The sequence below is a fragment of the Enterobacter sp. ENT03 genome, assembly GCF_019218745.1.
GTDB lineage: Bacteria > Pseudomonadota > Gammaproteobacteria > Enterobacterales > Enterobacteriaceae > Enterobacter_D.
This window is the reverse complement of record NZ_JAHUXA010000001.1, coordinates 975,528-992,233: the sequence shown is the minus strand read 5'-3', so window position 1 is coordinate 992,233 and position 16,706 is coordinate 975,528. Positions and strand designations below refer to the sequence as shown.

Below are 16,706 nucleotides of genomic sequence, written 5' to 3'. Positions count from 1 at the left end.
TTGTGATAGCCTGCAAGCATTGCATTGCGCCAACCGCAGGATGTGTCCGTTTTATGTCAATTCAGAAAATCGCCCGGCTGGCAGGCGTCTCCGTCGCCACGGTGTCGCGCGTGCTCAACAACAGCGACTCCGTAAAAGCGAAAAATCGCGAACGGGTACTGGCGGCTATTCAGGAAAGCAATTATCAGCCCAACCTGCTGGCCCGCCAGCTGCGCACCGCGCGCAGCTATATGATCCTCGTGCTGGTGTCTAACATCGCCAACCCGTTTTGCGCAGAAGTGGTCAAGGGCATTGAAGAAGAGGCTGAGAAAAACGGCTACCGCATTCTGCTGTGTAACTCCGGCTCCGACGTGGCGCGTTCCACCTCGGCGCTGAAGCTGCTCTCCGGTAAAATTGTCGATGGTATTATCACCATGGACGCCTTCAGCAAATTACCGGAACTGACCGCGATGATCGGTCAGGCGCCCTGGGTGCAGTGTGCGGAATACGCCGATGCCGGCAATGTCTCCTGCGTCGGCATTAACGATGTTGACGCCGCCCAGCACGTGATCGGGCAACTGGTGGCTGGTGGCCGCCAGCGCATTGCGCTCATCAACCACGATCTCAGCTACAAATACGCCCGTCTGCGCGAGCGCGGTTATAAAACCGGGCTGCATCAGGGCAAGCTGGACTATAACGCCGTGGAATATGCCAGCGAACTGAGCTTCCGCGCGGGCGTGCAGGCGATGGAGAAGCTGTTGCAGGCCGACGTGCGCCCGGACGCGGTGTTTGCGGTATCGGACACGCTGGCGGCAGGAGCGATGCTGGCGATTGCCAGTGCCGGGCTGAAAACGCCGGAGGATATTGCGGTGGTGGGCTTTGACGGTACGGCGCTGGCGGAAATGGTTTCGCCGCCGCTCACCACCATTGAGCAACCCTCCCAGGACATTGGCCGCACCGCCGTCGGGCTACTGCTGAATAAAATCGACAACCCGGATGCCCCCGCCCAGCGGGTGATGATGGACTGGCACTATATTTCTCGCCTGAGCGCGTAGTTTTTTAAGGGAGTGTTTCCGGTGAACCGGCAACGACAAGCTGATCTTTTTCTCGTCCTGACTACGATGATCGCCGCCTGCGGCTGGATCTTCTCCCGTGAGGCCATTGCCGGTATGCCGGTTTTCGCTTTCCTTGCGCTGCGTTTCTGCGGTGGCGCGCTGGTGCTGCTGCCGTTCTGTCGCGGTGAACGCATTGCCCGCATTCAGCTGAAGCCGGTGATCATCAGCGGTCTGTGGATGGCGCTGAACCTGTGCTTGTGGATCTGGTCGGTGTCGGTGACGCCGTCGCTGGGGGAGGGGGCGTTCATTATGAGCCTCTCGATGCTGTTTGTGCCGCTGGTGGCCTGGGGCATGATGGGCGTGCGCCCGGCGCGGGCGTACTGGGAGTGCCTGCCGCTGGCGATTATCGGCCTGGCGCTGTTGAGCCTGCATGTTCCCATTACCTTCCACGCCAGCCAGGGCTGGTTTTTACTCACCGCCTTCGTGCAGTCTATTTCCTTTTGCTATACCAGCCGTGTCGCCCGCGAGGTGCCGCTGATCCCGCTCACCACCGCGCAACTGGCGATCACCGGCCTCACCGCGCTTGTGATCTCCGCGCTGTTTGAGCCGTGGACGCAGGGTATCAGCGCCACCACCTTTGGCTGGCTGATCGCCAGTATTTTCATCGCCACGGCGCTGCGCTTTGGCCTGCAATTGCAGGGGCAAAAACACGCCGCCGTCGCCAGCGCCGCCATTATTATGGTGCTGGAGCCGCTGCTGACGGTGATCGCCGCCTCCGTGTGGTACGGCGAACGGCTGCCGCTACAGAAAATCATCGGCGGCGTGCTGATCCTCGTGGCGCAAATCTGGTTCCGCTGGCGGATGGTAAAACGGCTGCCCGCCTAGTGTTACTGTTTGTCGGTGCAGACCGGCATCAGGTGCTGGCGACCGCAAATCGCCGCTGTCGCCAGCGCCAGCATCATCACCACTTCCACGGCGAGAAAGCCGCTCAGCGCCGAAGAATAATTCCCCTCGCTGCGCGCCAGCAGATGCAGGAACAGGCCGCCTAATACCGCCGGACCCAGGCCGAGCGTCGCCTGTTGCAGCGTACTGAGGATGGCGCTGCCCGCTCCGGCATCACGGGCGGCAATATCCCGCATCCCGATACGGTAAAAACTGTTCACAATCAACGCCTGTCCGTAGCCAATCAGCGCCGTAGACGGGGCCAGTGCCAGCGCACCCACGATCCGCCCGGACGCGGTCAGCGTGGCGATCAGCGCCAGCAGGCCGAGCAGCTGAATGGCGATACCGGTCAGCAAAATAGTGCCGGTCGCGTAGCGGGCGATAAGTTTTGGCGCATACCAGGCGGAGACAAAATAGGCGACGCCCAGCGCGATAAAACTGTTTCCCGACTGCCACGGCGCCATGCCCATGCCTGCCTGCATGGTCAGCGCCATACAGAACATAAAGCCGGACCAGGCGCTGAAAAACAGCAGGGCGATAAGGATGCCGAACCGGATGCTGGGGAGCTTCAGCAGGCGTGGCGGCAACAGCGGTTGTGATCCGCGCTGTTGCTGGCGTGCGGCATCGCTGCGCATCCACAGCGCCAGCGGGATCACCGCCAGCAGCGCCGCCGTTGTCGGCCACGGCCAGTGCAGTTCCGGGCCGAGAGCCAGCGGGAACAGCAGACAGCAGAGGATCACTGCCAGCAGGGACGTGCCGCGCCAGTCAATGCGCGACGGCGCATCGCTGCGGGTTTCCGGCACATAACGGCGCGCGACGGCCAGCACCAGCAGACAGATCGGCACGTTGATGAAAAAGGCGTTGCGCCAGCCCAGCCCGGCAATATCAGCGGACACCAGCCAGCCGCCGCCCATCTGCCCGATGATAAAGGCGATGCCGCCAATGCCGCCGTATAGACTGATGGCTTTCGCCCGTGCGCTGCCTGTCAGCGTCACGTGCAGCGTGGCGAGAATTTGCGGCACGATCAGCGCCGCGCCCATGCCCTGTAAAGTGCGGGCAGCCAGCAGCGCCCCGACTGAGGTCGCCATGCCGCACAGCAGCGAGGCGACGCCAAATGCCGCCACGCCCCACATAAACACCCGGCGGCGACCGAGGTTATCGCCGAGCTTACTGCCCATCGCCAGACAGACCGCAAAGGCCACGCCGTACAGGGCGACGATCAGCTCCAGTTGCGTGGCGCTGGGGTGCAGCGATCCGGTAATAGAATCAAGAGCCACATTGGTAATTGAGGTGTCGATCAGCGGTAACATTTGACCGGTCAGCAGCACGATCAGCGCTGCCCGACCCGGCGAAACAGCAGTGGTATTCATGGTAACTCCATTGCGTCATTCATCAGATGGACGTAGCATCGCGGAATCATTAAACGGGTACCAGTTCTTGCTTATACTGGTACTGGCACTACCATGCTGGGGATGATTATGACGATGCTGGTTGACCGGGCGGCGACGCTGACCATTCAGGATGAGAACCGCAAACAGCTTGGCGCGTTTTTACGTGCACGGCGGGAAAGCCTTGATCCGCAGCGTCTGGGGCTGCCGCGCAGCGGGCGTCGGCGCACGCCTGGCCTGCGGCGTGAAGAGGTGGCGATGCTCGCCGATGTCGGTGTGACCTGGTACACCTGGCTTGAGCAGGGGCGGGAAGTTAATCCTTCCGCGACGGTGATGCAGGCCATTGCCACGGCGCTGCAATGTTCCCCCACCGAAACCCGCCATCTGTTTGTGTTAGCAGGCTTAACGCCCGGTGAAATCCCGCCGTTAAGCGGCTGTGAAATGATCAGCGACAGTACCCGACGCCTGCTCGACAGCCTGAATCCGCAACCCGCCAGTATTCAGCGCCCCAGCTTTGACATCGTGGCGTGGAACGACAGTTTTCGCCGCCTGATGGGCGTTGATTTCGCGCAAATCCCCGACGATGAGCGCAACTGTATTTATCTTTATCTCACCAGCCCCGTCTGGCGCAGCCGCCTTGGCAGCGACGACTCGGTGCTGCCGACGTTTGTGGCCTATTTCCGCGCGGCGATGGCGGAGCACCGGGGCGAACCGTTCTGGGAGAATAAACTGGCGCGCTTTTTTGCCGTCTCGCCTGAATTCGAGGCGTTGTGGCATAAACGCTATGACGTCTCCGGGGTGGAAAATAAGATCAAAACCTTCAATCATCCGCAGCTGGGGGAATTTACGTTGCAGCAGATGTACTGGTATTCCGCGCCGCGTAACGGCTCGCGGTTGCTGGTGTATCTGCCGGTTGATGCGGCGGGGGAGCAGGCGCTGGAGAGTCTGGCGCGTAGCTGAGCGTCAGACTCAGCCTTCCGGGCGAATGCGCTGGCGGGCTTTTTTCGGCAGGCTGTCGACCACCAGATGCCAGGCGTCGAGGATCAGATCTTCCACCAGCCCTTCGCTGATGTCGTCCCCCGCGTAAATTGAGATCCAGTGTTTTTTATTCAGGTGCCAGCCCGGCTCAATGCTTGGGTAGATCTGCCGGTTGAGCAGCGCTTTTTGCGGGTCGGCTTTCACGCTGACCAACGGACGACCGTGCGCAATAGACGTCATCATGAAAATCTTGCCGTTGACTTTAAAAACGTCGGCGTCCGGGCCAAACGGCCAGCAGTGCTCGGTAAAGGGTAATTCCAGCGCCACGCGATGCGCGCAGGCTTGCAGGGATCGACTGTCCATTATTCATCCTCGACGGAGAGGGCGCGCCACATCGCTTCAAAGCCGTGGGCTTTAAAATCCGCCGCACGCTCTGGCTGGCGGCTGGCAAATCCCATGGTGGTTTCCGCCAGTGATAAAAACAGCGCATCGCCAAAGGCACGAAACTCTTCCGTCATAAATACCGGCAATAATGAGCGACGGCACAGCTGACGCAGTTCCGGGAACATATCTTCCACGATTTGCAGCGTTTCTGGGGTGATCTTTTCACTGACCGCCAACTGGCGGATCGCCCCGTGACCGTTGAGGTTTGAAATACCCCAGTCGATATAACGGTTCCAGATATGGCGAGTAAAACGCTTCGCATCGCTCTCCGTGCGGTCGAGATCCGCCAGCATGGTGTGGCAGAGATCGCTTTTCAGATGCACATAGAGGGCGTTAAAGAGGTCGTCTTTGGTGGCAAAGTAGCGAAACAGGGTGCCTTCCGCCACGCCCGCTTTGCGGGCAATTAATGCGGTGGACGCCATAATGCCGGACTGCGCAACCGCTTCTGTCGCCGCATCCAGCAGGGCCTGCTTCTTATCTTCACTTTTCGGACGAGCCACTACACATTCCCTCACATTGCGCAAAAACGCTGATTGAACCATGCCAGAGGCGTTGCCGCAACGCCCGGTGTCAAAGATTGAAAATCGACTTGACGACTTTCAATGCCTTTCTATAATGAGTGCTTACTCACTCATAATCAAGTGTGCCCTTATCGTTCCAGCGGACAGGAGCGGTTTTTTTTGAGCCTGGATATGAACCGACTCCTTTTTAGCGTGGTTATTGTCATGTTAGTCGCAGCAACGGCCAGTTTACCTTTTGTCCTCAACGCGGGCTTTGGCCAGCCGCCACAGGGCGCACAGCTTACAGAAGTGGAAAAATCACCGCACTATCGCGACGGTCAGTTTCATAACGCGCTGCCCACGGCGGGCTTTACCGGTCAGAAAAATATGCTGGCGGCATGGTGGGAGTTCCTGGTCACCAAACGCGAAAATGCCCGCCCGGCGCAGCCGCTGCCGATGGTGAATACCGATCTGGCGAGCCTGCCGTTACAGGAAGATACCCTGGTCTGGCTGGGCCACTCGTCCTGGTATATACAGCTGGCGGGAAAACGCATTCTGATCGACCCGGTGTTCAGCAACTACGCCGCGCCGTTCTCGTTTATTAATAAAGCCTTTGCCGGGGAGTATCCGTGGCGGGCTGAGACGATGCCGGACATCGATCTGCTGATCATCTCCCATGACCATTACGATCACCTTGATCACGCCACCATCACCGCGCTGCTGCCGAAAGTGAAGCGGGTAGTCACGCCGCTTGGCGTCGGGTCACACCTGCGCTACTGGGGTATGGATCCGGCGATCATCACCGAAGCCGACTGGAACCAGGCGGTGCACATCAGCGAAGACCTGCGTGTGCATGTGTTACCCGCGCGGCATTTTTCCGGGCGCGGCCTGAAGCGTAACCAGACGCTGTGGGCCAGTTTCATGCTGGAAACCCCGGCGCGTAAGGTTTACTACAGCGGCGACACCGGTTACGGCCCGCATTTCAGGGCGATTGGCGAGCAGTTCGGCAGTGTCGATCTGGCGATCCTTGAAAACGGGCAGTACGACGAAGACTGGAAATACATTCATATGATGCCGGAAGAAACCGCCCAGGCCGCCGTGGATCTGCACGCCAGGGCGATTTTACCCGGTCACGCCGGACGCTTCGTGCTGGCAAAACATACCTGGGACGACCCGTACAAACGGCTGGCGGCGGCCAGCGAGAACCGGGATTACCGGTTGCTCACCCCGCGCCTGGGCGAACCTGTTCATGCCGCCGACGCACTACAGCAGTTCAGCGCCTGGTGGCAGTAATCCATCCTGAAACCACTTTCGAAGAGCAGAGGGGGAGAAAAATGACGATTTCCGCTCAGGTTATCGACACTATCGTCGAGTGGATCGACGACAATCTGCATCAACCGTTGCGGATTGATGACATCGCCCGGCACGCAGGCTACTCGAAGTGGCATTTGCAACGCCTGTTTATGCATTACAAGGGTGAAAGTCTGGGGCGTTATATTCGGGAGCGTAAACTTCTGCTGGCCGCGCGCGATCTGCGCGACACCGATCAGAAGGTTTACGATATTTGCCTGAAATATGGCTTTGATTCACAGCAGACGTTTACGCGCATTTTTACCCGCACGTTTCATCAGCCGCCGGGAGCGTATCGGCGCGAGAATCACGGCGTCACGCACTAAGAACCTGACCCATCAGGCTATTTTGTTTGCCACTCTGGGCCTGGGCAGTGCTCAAAATCCTCACGTACTATCTGTACGCTCCGGTTTTTCCGCGCTGTCCATGTCCAGATTGTCTGCACCAATTACGCCTGATGGGCAGGTTCTGAATTGCTGGGCTTACACCCAGTCCCGCACCTGGATAAACTCGCTCAGCGCCGCTTCCGGGCTGCCGCTCTCCGGCTGATAGTTATATTCCCACGCCACCTGCGGCGGCAGCGACATCAGGATCGATTCGGTGCGTCCGCCGGTTTGCAGGCCAAACAGCGTTCCGCGATCCCACACCAGATTAAATTCGACATAACGCCCGCGACGATAGAGCTGGAAGGCGCGCTCACGCTCGCCAAACGGCAGCGCCTGACGTTTTTCAACGATCGGCAGATAAGCCTGCGTGTAACCTTCGCCCACCGCCTGCATAAAAGCAAAGCACTGTGCAAAATCCGGAGTGTTCAGATCGTCAAAGAACAGCCCGCCAATGCCGCGCTGCTCGTTACGGTGTTTCAGAAAGAAATAGTCGTCGCACCATTTTTTATAGCGCGGATAGACATCCTCGCCAAACGGCAGGCAGAGATCGCGGGCGGTACGGTGCCAGTGGACGGCATCCTCGTCAAAACCGTAAAACGGTGTCAGATCGAAACCGCCGCCAAACCACCACACCGGATCAGCACCGGGCTTTTCGGCAATGAAAAAACGCACGTTGGCATGGCTGGTGGGCACATACGGATTATGCGGATGCACCACCAGCGAGACGCCCATTGCTTCGAAGGAACGCCCGGCCAGCTCTGGACGGTGCGCCGTGGCAGAGGCGGGCATCGCCGCGCCGTAAACGTGCGAGAAATTTACGCCCGCCTGCTCAAACACGCCGCCGTTGCGTAACACGCGGGTACGCCCGCCGCCGCCAGCCTCGCGCTGCCAGTTATCTTCAAGGAAGCTTGCGCCGTCAACGGCGGAAAGCTGCTGGCATATCTCATCCTGCAACTGCAACAGGAAGGCTTTTACCAGGTGAGCGTCAGGTGTGGTCATTAACGTTTTCTCGAATGCGCTTTCTGGTTATCGAACCAGTTGAAGTAGCTGATGACGCCCGCCGCAATCGCATTGGCGATCTTCTGGCGAAAGGCGGTGGTGCCCAGCAATTTTTCTTCCGCCGGATTGGTGATAAAGGAGGTTTCCACCAGCACCGACGGCACCGATGGCGATTTCAGCACCACAAACGCCGCCTGTTCCGTGTGCTTACTGTGCAGACGGTGAACAGGTTTGATCTGCTTCAGAATATGCGAGCCCAGCGTCAGGCTGTTTTTGATCGTGTCGGTCTGCACCAGATCGAACAGCACCTGCTGCAACAGATGGTCTTTATCGGTGGCTTTTTTACCTGCCAGTTCGTCCACGGCGTTTTCACGCTCCGACAGGTATTTTGCCATTGCGCTACTGGCCCCGCGGTTGGAGAGGGCAAACACCGAGGCACCGGCGGCATTCGGATTGGTAAAGCCGTCGGCGTGGATCGACATAAACAGATCCGCGCCGTGCTTATGGGCAATCTCCACGCGATCGTAAAGCGGTATAAAGGTATCGCCGGTGCGCGTCAGCCGGGCATCAATGCCTTTGCTGCGCAAGATAGCGCGCACGTTTTTGGCAATCGCCAGCACCACATGTTTCTCTTTCGAACCGTTACCGCCAATTGCGCCGGTATCAATACCACCATGACCGGGGTCCAGCACCACGACACGGCGTGCACCGCTTTTTTTCGCCGTTGGCTTGCTGTGGGTGTTAGTCACCTTCAGCGACGCTTCATCTTTTGCGATAGCTTTCGACATGCCGGACAGCGTAAGAACGGCCAGACCGGCTTTGAGCACCTGGCGACGCGAGGTGAGTGTTTTTAAGGGTTTGAATGTGTTCATACGGCCTGAACTGTAAAAAAGGGGTCCGTGGTGTTATATCGTATCGTGTTATCCGTTACGACACTCGTTGTTAAGATTTGTTTTACTTTTCATTTCAATACGTGACAGATTCATATTATGCCATTTTTTCACGCTGACTTCGCCGGATATTGGTTTCCCCGGCACTTCACGCCATAATCAACGTTTTAGCCTGAAAAGAGTAGGTCAAACCATGGAGATACGCGTATTTCGCCAGGCCGATTTCGAAGAAGTCATCACCCTGTGGGAGCGTTGTGAACTCCTGCGTCCGTGGAACGATCCAGAAATGGATATTGAACGTAAGATGAATCATGACGTCAGCCTGTTCCTGGTGGCGGAAGTGAACGGGGAAGTGGTGGGCACCGTGATGGGTGGCTACGACGGACATCGCGGTTCGGCCTACTACCTTGGCGTGCACCCGGAATACCGTGGGCGCGGCATCGCCAATGCACTGCTCAATCGTCTTGAGAAAAAGCTGATTGCCCGCGGCTGTCCGAAAATTCAGATCATGGTGCGTGAAGACAACGACGTGGTGCTCGGCATGTATGAACGCCTGGGCTACGAGCACGCCGACGTGCTGAATCTGGGCAAACGCCTGATTGAAGATGAAGAATATTGAGTTTTTGCCCTCCGATTTTGACCCGCACGGACGCTTACGCCTGCCTTTGATGCTCTGGTGCGTGCTGCTGTTACAAGCACGCACCTGGGTGCTGTTTGTTATGGCGGGGGCCTCCCGTGAACAGGGCAGCACGCTGCTGAGCCTGTTTTATCCGGATCACGATCTGTTCTGGTGGGGGATGTTACCGGGACTGCCTGCGGTGCTGGTATTTCTGTTTAGCGGGCGTCGTCAGCACTATCCGCATCTCTGGCCGCGGTTACGTGGCCTGTTAATTGTGGCGCAGCTGGTGCTGCTGGTCTGGCAACCGCTGCTGTGGCTGACGGGCGAGGCCGTGACGGGGATCGGTTTAGCCCTGCTTTTGATCGACAGTTTTGCGCTCTGGTGGTTGCTGACGGACCGCCGCCTGCGCGCCTGCTTCACGCCGGAGGCGTAACCACGGCACTTTTTGCCGTTCTGGTACTCCAACAGGCGTTAACTGAAATAAGAAGGAAGTGACAATGAAATCGCTGCGTTTACTGTTATGCGCTACGCCACTGCTGCTCACCGGCTGCTCCACGCTGAGCAACGTTAACTGGTCAGCGGCGAATCCGTGGAACTGGTTCGGCTCCTCCCTGCAGGTTACCAAAGAGGGCGTTGGCGATCTGACGGGCAGCACGGCGCTCAACGAAGAGGCCATCACCGCGGCGCTGGGCGGGGATTATCGTCTGCGCAGCGGCATGAAAACCGAAAACGGCGCGATTGTGCGGTACGTCGAGGCGCTGAAAGGCGACGAGCTGGCAATGGTGATCCAGGGTGAACAGGGCACGGTCAGCCGCATCGACGTGCTGGATAAAGACATCGAAACCGCCAGCGGCACCGCTATCGGCACGCCGTTTAGCGATCTGTATGACAAAGCCTATGGTAACTGTGAAAAAGCCACCGGCGACGACAGCAGCGCGGTGGAATGCCGGGCGAAAGAGAGCCAGCACATCAGCTATCTGTTCACCGGTAAATGGAGTGGCCCGGAAGGGTTAATGCCTGCCGACGATGCCCTGAAAAACTGGACGCTGACAAAAATTATCTGGCGTCGCTAATTTGCGGCGGATCATCTGTCCTGCATAAAAAACGGGTACAATACGCCCATCAATGCCACGGTCGCGTGGCATCTTTTTTTCAGGAGTGATGGATGTCTCAGGTGCAGAGCGGCATATTGCCGGAACATTGCCGTGCGGCAATATGGATGGAAGCGAACGTCAGGGGCGACATCAACGCCCTGCGTGCGGGCAGTAAAATATTTGCCGATAAACTGGCAACCTTGCAGGCGACGTTCCCGGACGCGGCCCTCGGCGCGGTGGTGGCCTTCGGGCATAACGCCTGGCGCGAACTGAGTGGCGGCGTGGGCGCCGCCGAGCTAAAAGATTTCGTGCCTTACGGCAAAGGGCTGGCACCAGCCACCCAGTATGACGTGCTGATCCATATTTTATCGCTGCGCCATGATGTTAACTTCTCGGTCGCCCAGGCGGCGCTGGAAGCCTTTGGCGATGCGCTGGAGGTGAAGGAAGAGGTGCACGGTTTCCGCTGGGTGGAAGATCGCGATCTCAGCGGGTTTGTCGACGGCACCGAAAACCCGGCAGGCGTGGAAACGCGTACCGAGGTGGCGGTGATCAAAGACGGTGTGGACGCCGGCGGCAGCTATGTGTTTGTGCAGCGCTGGGAGCATAACCTTAAACAGCTGAACCGCATGAGTGTACCGGATCAGGAGATGATGATTGGCCGTACTAAAGTCGCCAACGACGAGATCGACGGCGACGTACGCCCGGTCACCTCGCACCTGTCCCGTGTCGATCTGAAAGAAAACGGCAAGGGCCTGAAGATTGTCCGTCAGAGCCTGCCTTACGGCACGGCAAGCGGCACCCACGGCCTTTACTTCTGCGCTTACTGCGCCCGCCTGTATAACATTGAGCAGCAGCTGCTGAGCATGTTTGGCGACACCGACGGCAAGCGCGACGCCATGCTGCGCTTCACCCGTCCGGTAACCGGCGGCTACTATTTTGCGCCGTCGCTGACGCGGTTATTAGCGCTGTAAAAGCCCTGTTTATTCCGAGGCCGGGTAAGCGTCAGCGCTACCCGGCAATGTCCCGGCGCTCTTATTCTCTTTTCAACTTGCAAATCACCAAACGGTATATAAAACCGTTACTCCTTTCGTACTGCTTATAAATAAACTGTGATCCGGACAGTCTTTCTACTTATAAGGGTGCGCACCGCCATGACCATACTGAAAAAAGGATACCTGACGCTTGCAGCATCCCTGTTGCTGGTGGCTCAGGCCCAGGCAACTGAACTGCTCAACAGCTCCTATGATGTCTCCCGCGAGCTGTTTGCCGCCCTGAATCCGCCGTTCGAACAGCAATGGGCGAAAGACAATGGCGGGGACAAGCTGACCATCAAACAATCCCACGCGGGTTCCTCAAAGCAGGCGCTGGCGATCCTGCAAGGCCTGAAGGCTGACGTGGTGACCTATAACCAGGTGACCGACGTGCAGATCCTGCATGACAAGGGCAAGCTGATCCCGGCCGACTGGCAGAGCCGTCTGCCGAATAACAGCTCGCCGTTTTACTCCACCATGGCGTTCCTGGTCCGCAAAGGGAACCCGAAAAATATCCACGACTGGAACGACCTGGTGCGTTCTGACGTGAAGCTGATCTTCCCCAACCCGAAAACCTCCGGTAACGCGCGTTACACTTATCTGGCGGCATGGGGCGCAGCGGCAAAAGCCGACGGCGGCGATAAAGCTAAGACCGAAAAATTCATGACCCAGTTCCTGAAAAACGTTGAGGTCTTTGACACCGGCGGACGCGGCGCGACCACCACCTTTGTGGAGCGCGGCCTCGGTGACGTGCTGATCACCTTTGAATCGGAAGTGAACAATATCCGCAAGCAGTATGAAGCGCAGGGTTTTGAAGTGGTGGTACCGAAGGTGAATATCCTCGCCGAATTCCCGGTCGCCTGGGTGGATAAAAACGTCAAGGCTAACGGCACCGAGAAAGCCGCGAAAGCCTATCTCAACTGGCTGTACACCCCGCAGGCGCAGACCATCATCACCGATTATTACTATCGCGTGAATAACCCGCAGGTGATGGAAAAACTGAAAGATAAATTCCCGCAGACCGAGCTGTTCCGCGTGGAAGATCAGTTCGGTGCCTGGCCTGAGGTGATGAAAACCCACTTCACCACCGGCGGTGAGCTGGACAAACTGCTGGCGGCGGGGCGTAGCTGATGTTTGCACTGTCTACCCGGCGCGTGCTGCCGGGCTTTACCCTCAGCCTCGGCACCAGCCTGCTGTTTGTCTGTCTGATTTTGTTGTTGCCGCTGAGCGCGCTGGTCATGCAGCTGGCGCAAATGAGCTGGGCGGAGTACTGGGAGGTGGTCACCAATCCGCAGGTGGTGGCGGCCTATAAAGTGACGCTGCTGTCGGCGTTTGTGGCGTCGATTTTTAACGGCGTGTTTGGCCTGCTGATGGCGTGGATCCTTACCCGCTATCGTTTTCCGGGACGAACTTTGCTCGATGCGTTAATGGATCTGCCGTTTGCGCTGCCCACGGCGGTAGCGGGCTTAACCCTCGCCTCGCTGTTTTCGGTCAATGGCTTTTACGGGCAGTGGCTGGCGCAGTTCGATATTAAAGTCACCTACACCTGGCTTGGCATCGCGGTGGCGATGGCGTTTACCAGCATCCCGTTTGTGGTGCGCACGGTGCAGCCAGTGCTGGAAGAGTTAGGCCCGGAATATGAAGAAGCTGCGGAAACCCTGGGTGCCACCCGCTTACAGAGTTTCTGGAAAGTGGTGATGCCGGAGCTTTCCCCGGCGCTGCTGGCGGGCGTGGCGTTATCCTTTACCCGCAGCCTGGGTGAGTTTGGCGCGGTGATTTTCATCGCCGGTAACATCGCGTGGAAAACGGAAGTCACCTCGCTGATGATTTTTGTGCGCCTGCAGGAGTTTGATTATCCGGCGGCGAGCGCCATTGCCTCGGTGATCCTCGCGGCGTCCTTACTGCTGCTGTTTTCCATCAATACCCTGCAAAGTCGCTTTGGCCGGCGTGTGGTAGGTCACTAATGGCGGACGTTACACAATTGAAACGCATTGACGCGCCCCGCATCAACTGGGGCAAATGGTTTTTGATCGGCACCGGGATGATCGTTTCCGCGTTTATCCTGCTGGTGCCGATGATCTACATCTTTGTGCAGGCTTTCAGCAAAGGCCTGATGCCCGTGCTGCAAAACCTGGCCAATCCGGACATGCTGCACGCCATCTGGCTGACGGTAATGATTGCGCTGATCACCGTGCCGGTAAACCTGGTGTTCGGCATCCTGCTGGCCTGGCTGGTGACGCGCTTTGATTTTCCGGGCCGCCAGTTGCTGCTGACCCTGCTGGATATTCCGTTCGCCGTCTCGCCGGTCGTGGCAGGTTTAGTCTATCTGCTGTTTTACGGCTCCAACGGCCCGCTCGGCGGCTGGCTGGATGAACATAATCTGCAAATCATGTTTGCCTGGCCCGGCATGGTGCTGGTGACGATTTTCGTGACCTGTCCCTTTGTGGTGCGCGAGCTGGTGCCGGTGATGCTGAGCCAGGGCAGCCACGAAGATGAGGCGGCAATTTTACTCGGCGCATCCGGCTGGCAGATGTTCCGCCGCGTGACCTTACCCAATATTCGCTGGGCGTTGCTGTACGGCGTGGTGCTGACCAACGCCCGCGCCATCGGTGAGTTCGGCGCGGTGTCGGTGGTATCCGGCTCGATCCGCGGTGAAACGCTGTCGCTGCCGTTACAGATAGAGTTACTGGAGCAGGATTACAACACGGTTGGCTCGTTTACCGCCGCCGCCCTGCTGACGTTAATGGCTATTTTGACCCTGTTTTTAAAGAGTGGGTTGCAGTGGCGTTTGCATAATCAGGAAAAACGCGCGCAACAGGAGGAACATCATGAGCATTGAGATCGCCAACATTAAGAAGTCATTTGGTCGCACCCAGGTGCTGAATGACATCTCGCTGGATATTCCTTCTGGACAAATGGTGGCGCTGCTGGGGCCGTCCGGCTCCGGGAAAACCACGCTGCTGCGCATTATTGCCGGGCTGGAGCATCAGTCCAGCGGCCGTATCCGTTTTCAGGGCACCGACGTCAGTCGTCTGCATGCCCGCGATCGTAAAGTCGGTTTCGTGTTCCAGCATTACGCGCTGTTCCGCCATATGACGGTGTTCGACAATATCGCCTTTGGCCTGACGGTACTGCCGCGGCGCGTGCGCCCGGATGCCGCGGCCATCAAAGCGAAAGTGACTAAATTACTGGAGATGGTGCAGCTGTCGCACCTTGCCGATCGCTATCCGGCGCAGCTGTCCGGCGGGCAGAAACAGCGCGTGGCGCTGGCCCGCGCACTGGCACCGGATCCGCAAATTTTGCTGCTCGACGAACCGTTCGGCGCGCTGGATGCGCAGGTGCGTAAAGAGCTGCGCCGCTGGCTGCGTCAGTTGCACGAAGAGCTGAAATTCACCAGCGTGTTCGTGACCCACGATCAGGAAGAGGCGATGGAAGTCGCGGATCGCGTGGTGGTGATGAGTCAGGGAAATATCGAGCAGGTAGACGTGCCGGAGCAGGTGTGGCGCGAACCGGCGACCCGCTTTGTGCTGGAGTTTATGGGCGAAGTGAACCGTCTGAAGGGCACCGTACGCGGCGGGCAGTTCCACGTCGGCGCGCACCGCTGGCCGCTGGGGTACACCCCGGCGCATCAGGGAGAAGTCGATCTGTTCCTGCGTCCGTGGGAAGTGGACATCAGCCGTCGCACCAGTCTGGATTCACCGTTACCGGTACAGGTTATCGAAGCGAGTCCAAAAGGGCACTACACGCAACTGGTGGTGCAGCCGCTGGGCTGGTATGACGAGCCGCTGTCTGTGGTGTTGCAGGGGGATGACGCCCCGGTGCGCGGCGAACGTCTGTTTGTCGGCCTGCAACATGCGCGCCTGTATCACGGCAGCGAGCGTATCGAAAATCACGAAGAACTGGCGCTGGCGGAATCTGCCTGACGACGTAATGCCCGGTGGCGCATTCGCTTACCGGGCCTACAAACTCACGTAGGCCGGGCAAGCGAATGCGCCGCCCGGCAAATGAACTGCACCCCGCACGAAGCGACCATCCGGTCGCTTTTTTTATTTCCTCTGCACACGAAAAATGCAGGTAAGGTCACACTGACTTTCACTCCACTGCCAGGTCATCGTAATGACTTGTCATAAATAATACGTTCTAATTAAACGCATACATGGTAATACCTGTTACCAGGAGCGCCGAAAATATGGATATTAAACAAAGTCAGGATTTTTTCTTGTCGGACACCCATGCTTTTTGTCTTTTTCAATTAAATAATCAGGCGATGGCGGATATTCACGGGCATGAATTTGATGAGCTGGTGATTGTCATTCACGGCTGCGGTTTTCACGTTATTAACGATCAGACGGAATTAATTCATCAGGGCGATTTCTTTTTCGTGTCAGCGAATGATGTTCATTATTACGATGCCACCTGTGATTTATCGATTATCAATATTCTGTTTCACAAGCAGACGCCGTTTTATTTTCTCAAGGATATTGCGCCGCTGCTGGCGACCATAAAAAAGCATACCGTCCCGTTCACCACCGGCTATCACCCGTTAAGCGAAGAGGCGTTAAGCCGGATCGTCGCGCTGGCGCAGGGGATCAGCGACTGCCGCGATGACAGCTTCGACCGCGCTTACTTTGCGCTGACGGAATCGCTGCTGCTCGGCATTTTGAGTACGCTCAGCCGTACTCTCGATCACAAACAGGGGCGGGGTAATACCGGGGAGAAAGGTGTGCTGTTTATCCTCAATTATATCCGCAAACATTATTCGCAGTCGGTTCCCTGGGTGAGCGTGGGTGAAATGGCGGGGCTTTCCCAGCGCACCATGTACCGCCTTTTTAAGGAATACACCGGAACCACGCCGGAGAAGTTCCAGCAAACTTACCGTTTGTTAAAAGCCAAAGATAAACTGCGGACCACCGATTTAGCCATTAAAAATATCGCCAGTGACTGCGGCTTTATTAATGCCGCGTATTTAACTGAATTGTATAAAAAGAATTTTTCACGAACGCCCAGCCAGGAACGTCAGTTAAGTCGTCCGGTTGAAGGCGCATAACTTA

At 57.6% G+C, this 16,706-nt stretch carries 19 protein-coding genes; 14 read left to right on the top strand and 5 right to left on the bottom strand.

Annotation, left to right across the window (positions count from 1 at the left end; genetic code table 11):
- Positions 1-53: 53 nt before the first annotated feature.
- Both KW828_RS04810 and KW828_RS04805 read left to right on the top strand, forming a co-directional pair.
- Entirely contained in the window at positions 54-1,034 is a 981-nt protein-coding gene (locus KW828_RS04810; RefSeq protein WP_218335290.1) for a LacI family DNA-binding transcriptional regulator, read from the top strand.
- A gap of 21 nt (positions 1,035-1,055) precedes the next feature.
- On the top strand, positions 1,056-1,919 hold the full coding sequence (locus KW828_RS04805) for a DMT family transporter (protein ID WP_218335289.1): 864 nt from the start codon (positions 1,056-1,058) through the stop codon (positions 1,917-1,919).
- Positions 1,920-1,921: 2 nt separating this feature from the next.
- On the opposite strand, the gene KW828_RS04800 is transcribed toward KW828_RS04805, so the two are convergent.
- On the bottom strand, positions 1,922-3,346 hold the full coding sequence (locus KW828_RS04800; protein WP_218335288.1) for an MFS transporter: 1,425 nt from the start codon (positions 3,344-3,346) through the stop codon (positions 1,922-1,924).
- 108 nt (positions 3,347-3,454) lie between these two features.
- Between KW828_RS04800 and KW828_RS04795 the strand changes: the two genes are divergently transcribed.
- Positions 3,455-4,324 carry a helix-turn-helix transcriptional regulator gene (locus tag KW828_RS04795; RefSeq protein ID WP_218335286.1) on the top strand — a complete coding sequence of 290 codons (870 nt, stop codon included), beginning with the start codon at positions 3,455-3,457 and terminating at the stop codon, positions 4,322-4,324.
- Positions 4,325-4,333: 9 nt separating this feature from the next.
- Here the strand turns inward: KW828_RS04795 and KW828_RS04790 are convergent, their stop codons facing one another.
- The gene (locus KW828_RS04790; protein WP_218335285.1) at positions 4,334-4,705 is read right to left on the bottom strand and encodes an MmcQ/YjbR family DNA-binding protein; all 372 of its coding nucleotides are present in this window, start codon (positions 4,703-4,705) and stop codon (positions 4,334-4,336) included.
- On the bottom strand, positions 4,705-5,286 hold the full coding sequence (locus KW828_RS04785) for a TetR/AcrR family transcriptional regulator (protein ID WP_218335283.1): 582 nt from the start codon (positions 5,284-5,286) through the stop codon (positions 4,705-4,707). Before KW828_RS04785 ends, KW828_RS04790 begins: the two co-directional genes overlap by 1 nt.
- 192 nt (positions 5,287-5,478) lie before the next feature.
- On the opposite strand from KW828_RS04785, the gene KW828_RS04780 reads away from it, so the two are divergent.
- Positions 5,479-6,579, top strand: a complete 1,101-nt coding sequence (locus KW828_RS04780) for an MBL fold metallo-hydrolase (protein ID WP_218335282.1) — start codon at positions 5,479-5,481, stop codon at positions 6,577-6,579.
- Between the two features lie 41 nt (positions 6,580-6,620).
- A complete protein-coding gene (locus KW828_RS04775) occupies positions 6,621-6,962 on the top strand; it encodes a RamA family antibiotic efflux transcriptional regulator (protein WP_218335280.1) in 342 nt (113 codons plus the stop codon).
- A 156-nt stretch (positions 6,963-7,118) separates the two neighbouring features.
- Here the strand turns inward: KW828_RS04775 and hemF are convergent, their stop codons facing one another.
- The gene (gene hemF, locus KW828_RS04770) at positions 7,119-8,021 is read right to left on the bottom strand and encodes an oxygen-dependent coproporphyrinogen oxidase (RefSeq protein WP_218335279.1); all 903 of its coding nucleotides are present in this window, start codon (positions 8,019-8,021) and stop codon (positions 7,119-7,121) included.
- The gene (gene amiA / locus KW828_RS04765; protein ID WP_218335278.1) at positions 8,021-8,893 is read right to left on the bottom strand and encodes an N-acetylmuramoyl-L-alanine amidase AmiA; all 873 of its coding nucleotides are present in this window, start codon (positions 8,891-8,893) and stop codon (positions 8,021-8,023) included. Before amiA ends, hemF begins: the two co-directional genes overlap by 1 nt.
- 211 nt (positions 8,894-9,104) lie before the next feature.
- Between amiA and KW828_RS04760 the strand changes: the two genes are divergently transcribed.
- From KW828_RS04760 to KW828_RS04720, 9 genes are all read left to right on the top strand, one after another.
- Complete coding sequence (locus KW828_RS04760; RefSeq protein ID WP_218335277.1) at positions 9,105-9,530, top strand: GNAT family acetyltransferase; 426 nt, start codon at positions 9,105-9,107, stop codon at positions 9,528-9,530.
- Positions 9,517-9,963 (top strand): DUF2919 domain-containing protein, encoded by a 447-nt coding sequence (locus tag KW828_RS04755; protein ID WP_218335276.1) that lies wholly within the window; start codon positions 9,517-9,519, stop codon positions 9,961-9,963. Before KW828_RS04760 ends, KW828_RS04755 begins: the two co-directional genes overlap by 14 nt.
- Positions 9,964-10,027: 64 nt before the next feature.
- A complete protein-coding gene (locus KW828_RS04750) occupies positions 10,028-10,603 on the top strand; it encodes an RpoE-regulated lipoprotein (protein WP_218335274.1) in 576 nt (191 codons plus the stop codon).
- A gap of 92 nt (positions 10,604-10,695) precedes the next feature.
- Positions 10,696-11,595 (top strand): Dyp-type peroxidase, encoded by a 900-nt coding sequence (locus KW828_RS04745; RefSeq protein ID WP_218335273.1) that lies wholly within the window; start codon positions 10,696-10,698, stop codon positions 11,593-11,595.
- Positions 11,596-11,775: 180 nt separating this feature from the next.
- Entirely contained in the window at positions 11,776-12,786 is a 1,011-nt protein-coding gene (locus KW828_RS04740) for a sulfate ABC transporter substrate-binding protein (RefSeq protein ID WP_218335272.1), read from the top strand.
- Complete coding sequence (cysT, locus tag KW828_RS04735) at positions 12,786-13,619, top strand: sulfate/thiosulfate ABC transporter permease CysT (protein WP_218335271.1); 834 nt, start codon at positions 12,786-12,788, stop codon at positions 13,617-13,619. Before KW828_RS04740 ends, cysT begins: the two co-directional genes overlap by 1 nt.
- Positions 13,619-14,494: a sulfate/thiosulfate ABC transporter permease CysW gene (cysW, locus tag KW828_RS04730; RefSeq protein WP_218335270.1), complete on the top strand. Its 876-nt coding sequence runs from the start codon at positions 13,619-13,621 to the stop codon at positions 14,492-14,494. Before cysT ends, cysW begins: the two co-directional genes overlap by 1 nt.
- Positions 14,484-15,578, top strand: coding sequence for a sulfate/thiosulfate ABC transporter ATP-binding protein CysA (gene cysA, locus KW828_RS04725; RefSeq protein ID WP_218335269.1), 1,095 nt, complete (start codon positions 14,484-14,486; stop codon positions 15,576-15,578). The genes cysW and cysA overlap by 11 nt, the downstream gene beginning before the upstream one ends.
- 266 nt (positions 15,579-15,844) lie before the next feature.
- Positions 15,845-16,702 (top strand): helix-turn-helix domain-containing protein, encoded by an 858-nt coding sequence (locus tag KW828_RS04720; protein ID WP_218335268.1) that lies wholly within the window; start codon positions 15,845-15,847, stop codon positions 16,700-16,702.
- Positions 16,703-16,706: the final 4 nt, after the last annotated feature.

Bases quoted from the DNA above. Each gene is read 5' to 3' on its own strand.
- KW828_RS04810 (WP_218335290.1), top strand. From the start codon at position 54: ATGTCAATTCAGAAAATCGCCCGGCTGGCAGGCGTCTCCGTCGCCACG.
- KW828_RS04800 (WP_218335288.1), bottom strand. From the start codon at position 3,346: ATGAATACCACTGCTGTTTCGCCGGGTCGGGCAGCGCTGATCGTGCTG.
- KW828_RS04795 (WP_218335286.1), top strand. From the start codon at position 3,455: ATGACGATGCTGGTTGACCGGGCGGCGACGCTGACCATTCAGGATGAG.
- KW828_RS04790 (WP_218335285.1), bottom strand. From the start codon at position 4,705: ATGGACAGTCGATCCCTGCAAGCCTGCGCGCATCGCGTGGCGCTGGAA.
- KW828_RS04780 (WP_218335282.1), top strand. From the start codon at position 5,479: ATGAACCGACTCCTTTTTAGCGTGGTTATTGTCATGTTAGTCGCAGCA.
- KW828_RS04775 (WP_218335280.1), top strand. From the start codon at position 6,621: ATGACGATTTCCGCTCAGGTTATCGACACTATCGTCGAGTGGATCGAC.
- hemF (WP_218335279.1), bottom strand. From the start codon at position 8,021: ATGACCACACCTGACGCTCACCTGGTAAAAGCCTTCCTGTTGCAGTTG.
- amiA (WP_218335278.1), bottom strand. From the start codon at position 8,893: ATGAACACATTCAAACCCTTAAAAACACTCACCTCGCGTCGCCAGGTG.
- KW828_RS04760 (WP_218335277.1), top strand. From the start codon at position 9,105: ATGGAGATACGCGTATTTCGCCAGGCCGATTTCGAAGAAGTCATCACC.
- KW828_RS04755 (WP_218335276.1), top strand. From the start codon at position 9,517: ATGAAGAATATTGAGTTTTTGCCCTCCGATTTTGACCCGCACGGACGC.
- KW828_RS04750 (WP_218335274.1), top strand. From the start codon at position 10,028: ATGAAATCGCTGCGTTTACTGTTATGCGCTACGCCACTGCTGCTCACC.
- KW828_RS04745 (WP_218335273.1), top strand. From the start codon at position 10,696: ATGTCTCAGGTGCAGAGCGGCATATTGCCGGAACATTGCCGTGCGGCA.
- KW828_RS04740 (WP_218335272.1), top strand. From the start codon at position 11,776: ATGACCATACTGAAAAAAGGATACCTGACGCTTGCAGCATCCCTGTTG.
- cysT (WP_218335271.1), top strand. From the start codon at position 12,786: ATGTTTGCACTGTCTACCCGGCGCGTGCTGCCGGGCTTTACCCTCAGC.
- cysW (WP_218335270.1), top strand. From the start codon at position 13,619: ATGGCGGACGTTACACAATTGAAACGCATTGACGCGCCCCGCATCAAC.
- cysA (WP_218335269.1), top strand. From the start codon at position 14,484: ATGAGCATTGAGATCGCCAACATTAAGAAGTCATTTGGTCGCACCCAG.
- KW828_RS04720 (WP_218335268.1), top strand. From the start codon at position 15,845: ATGGATATTAAACAAAGTCAGGATTTTTTCTTGTCGGACACCCATGCT.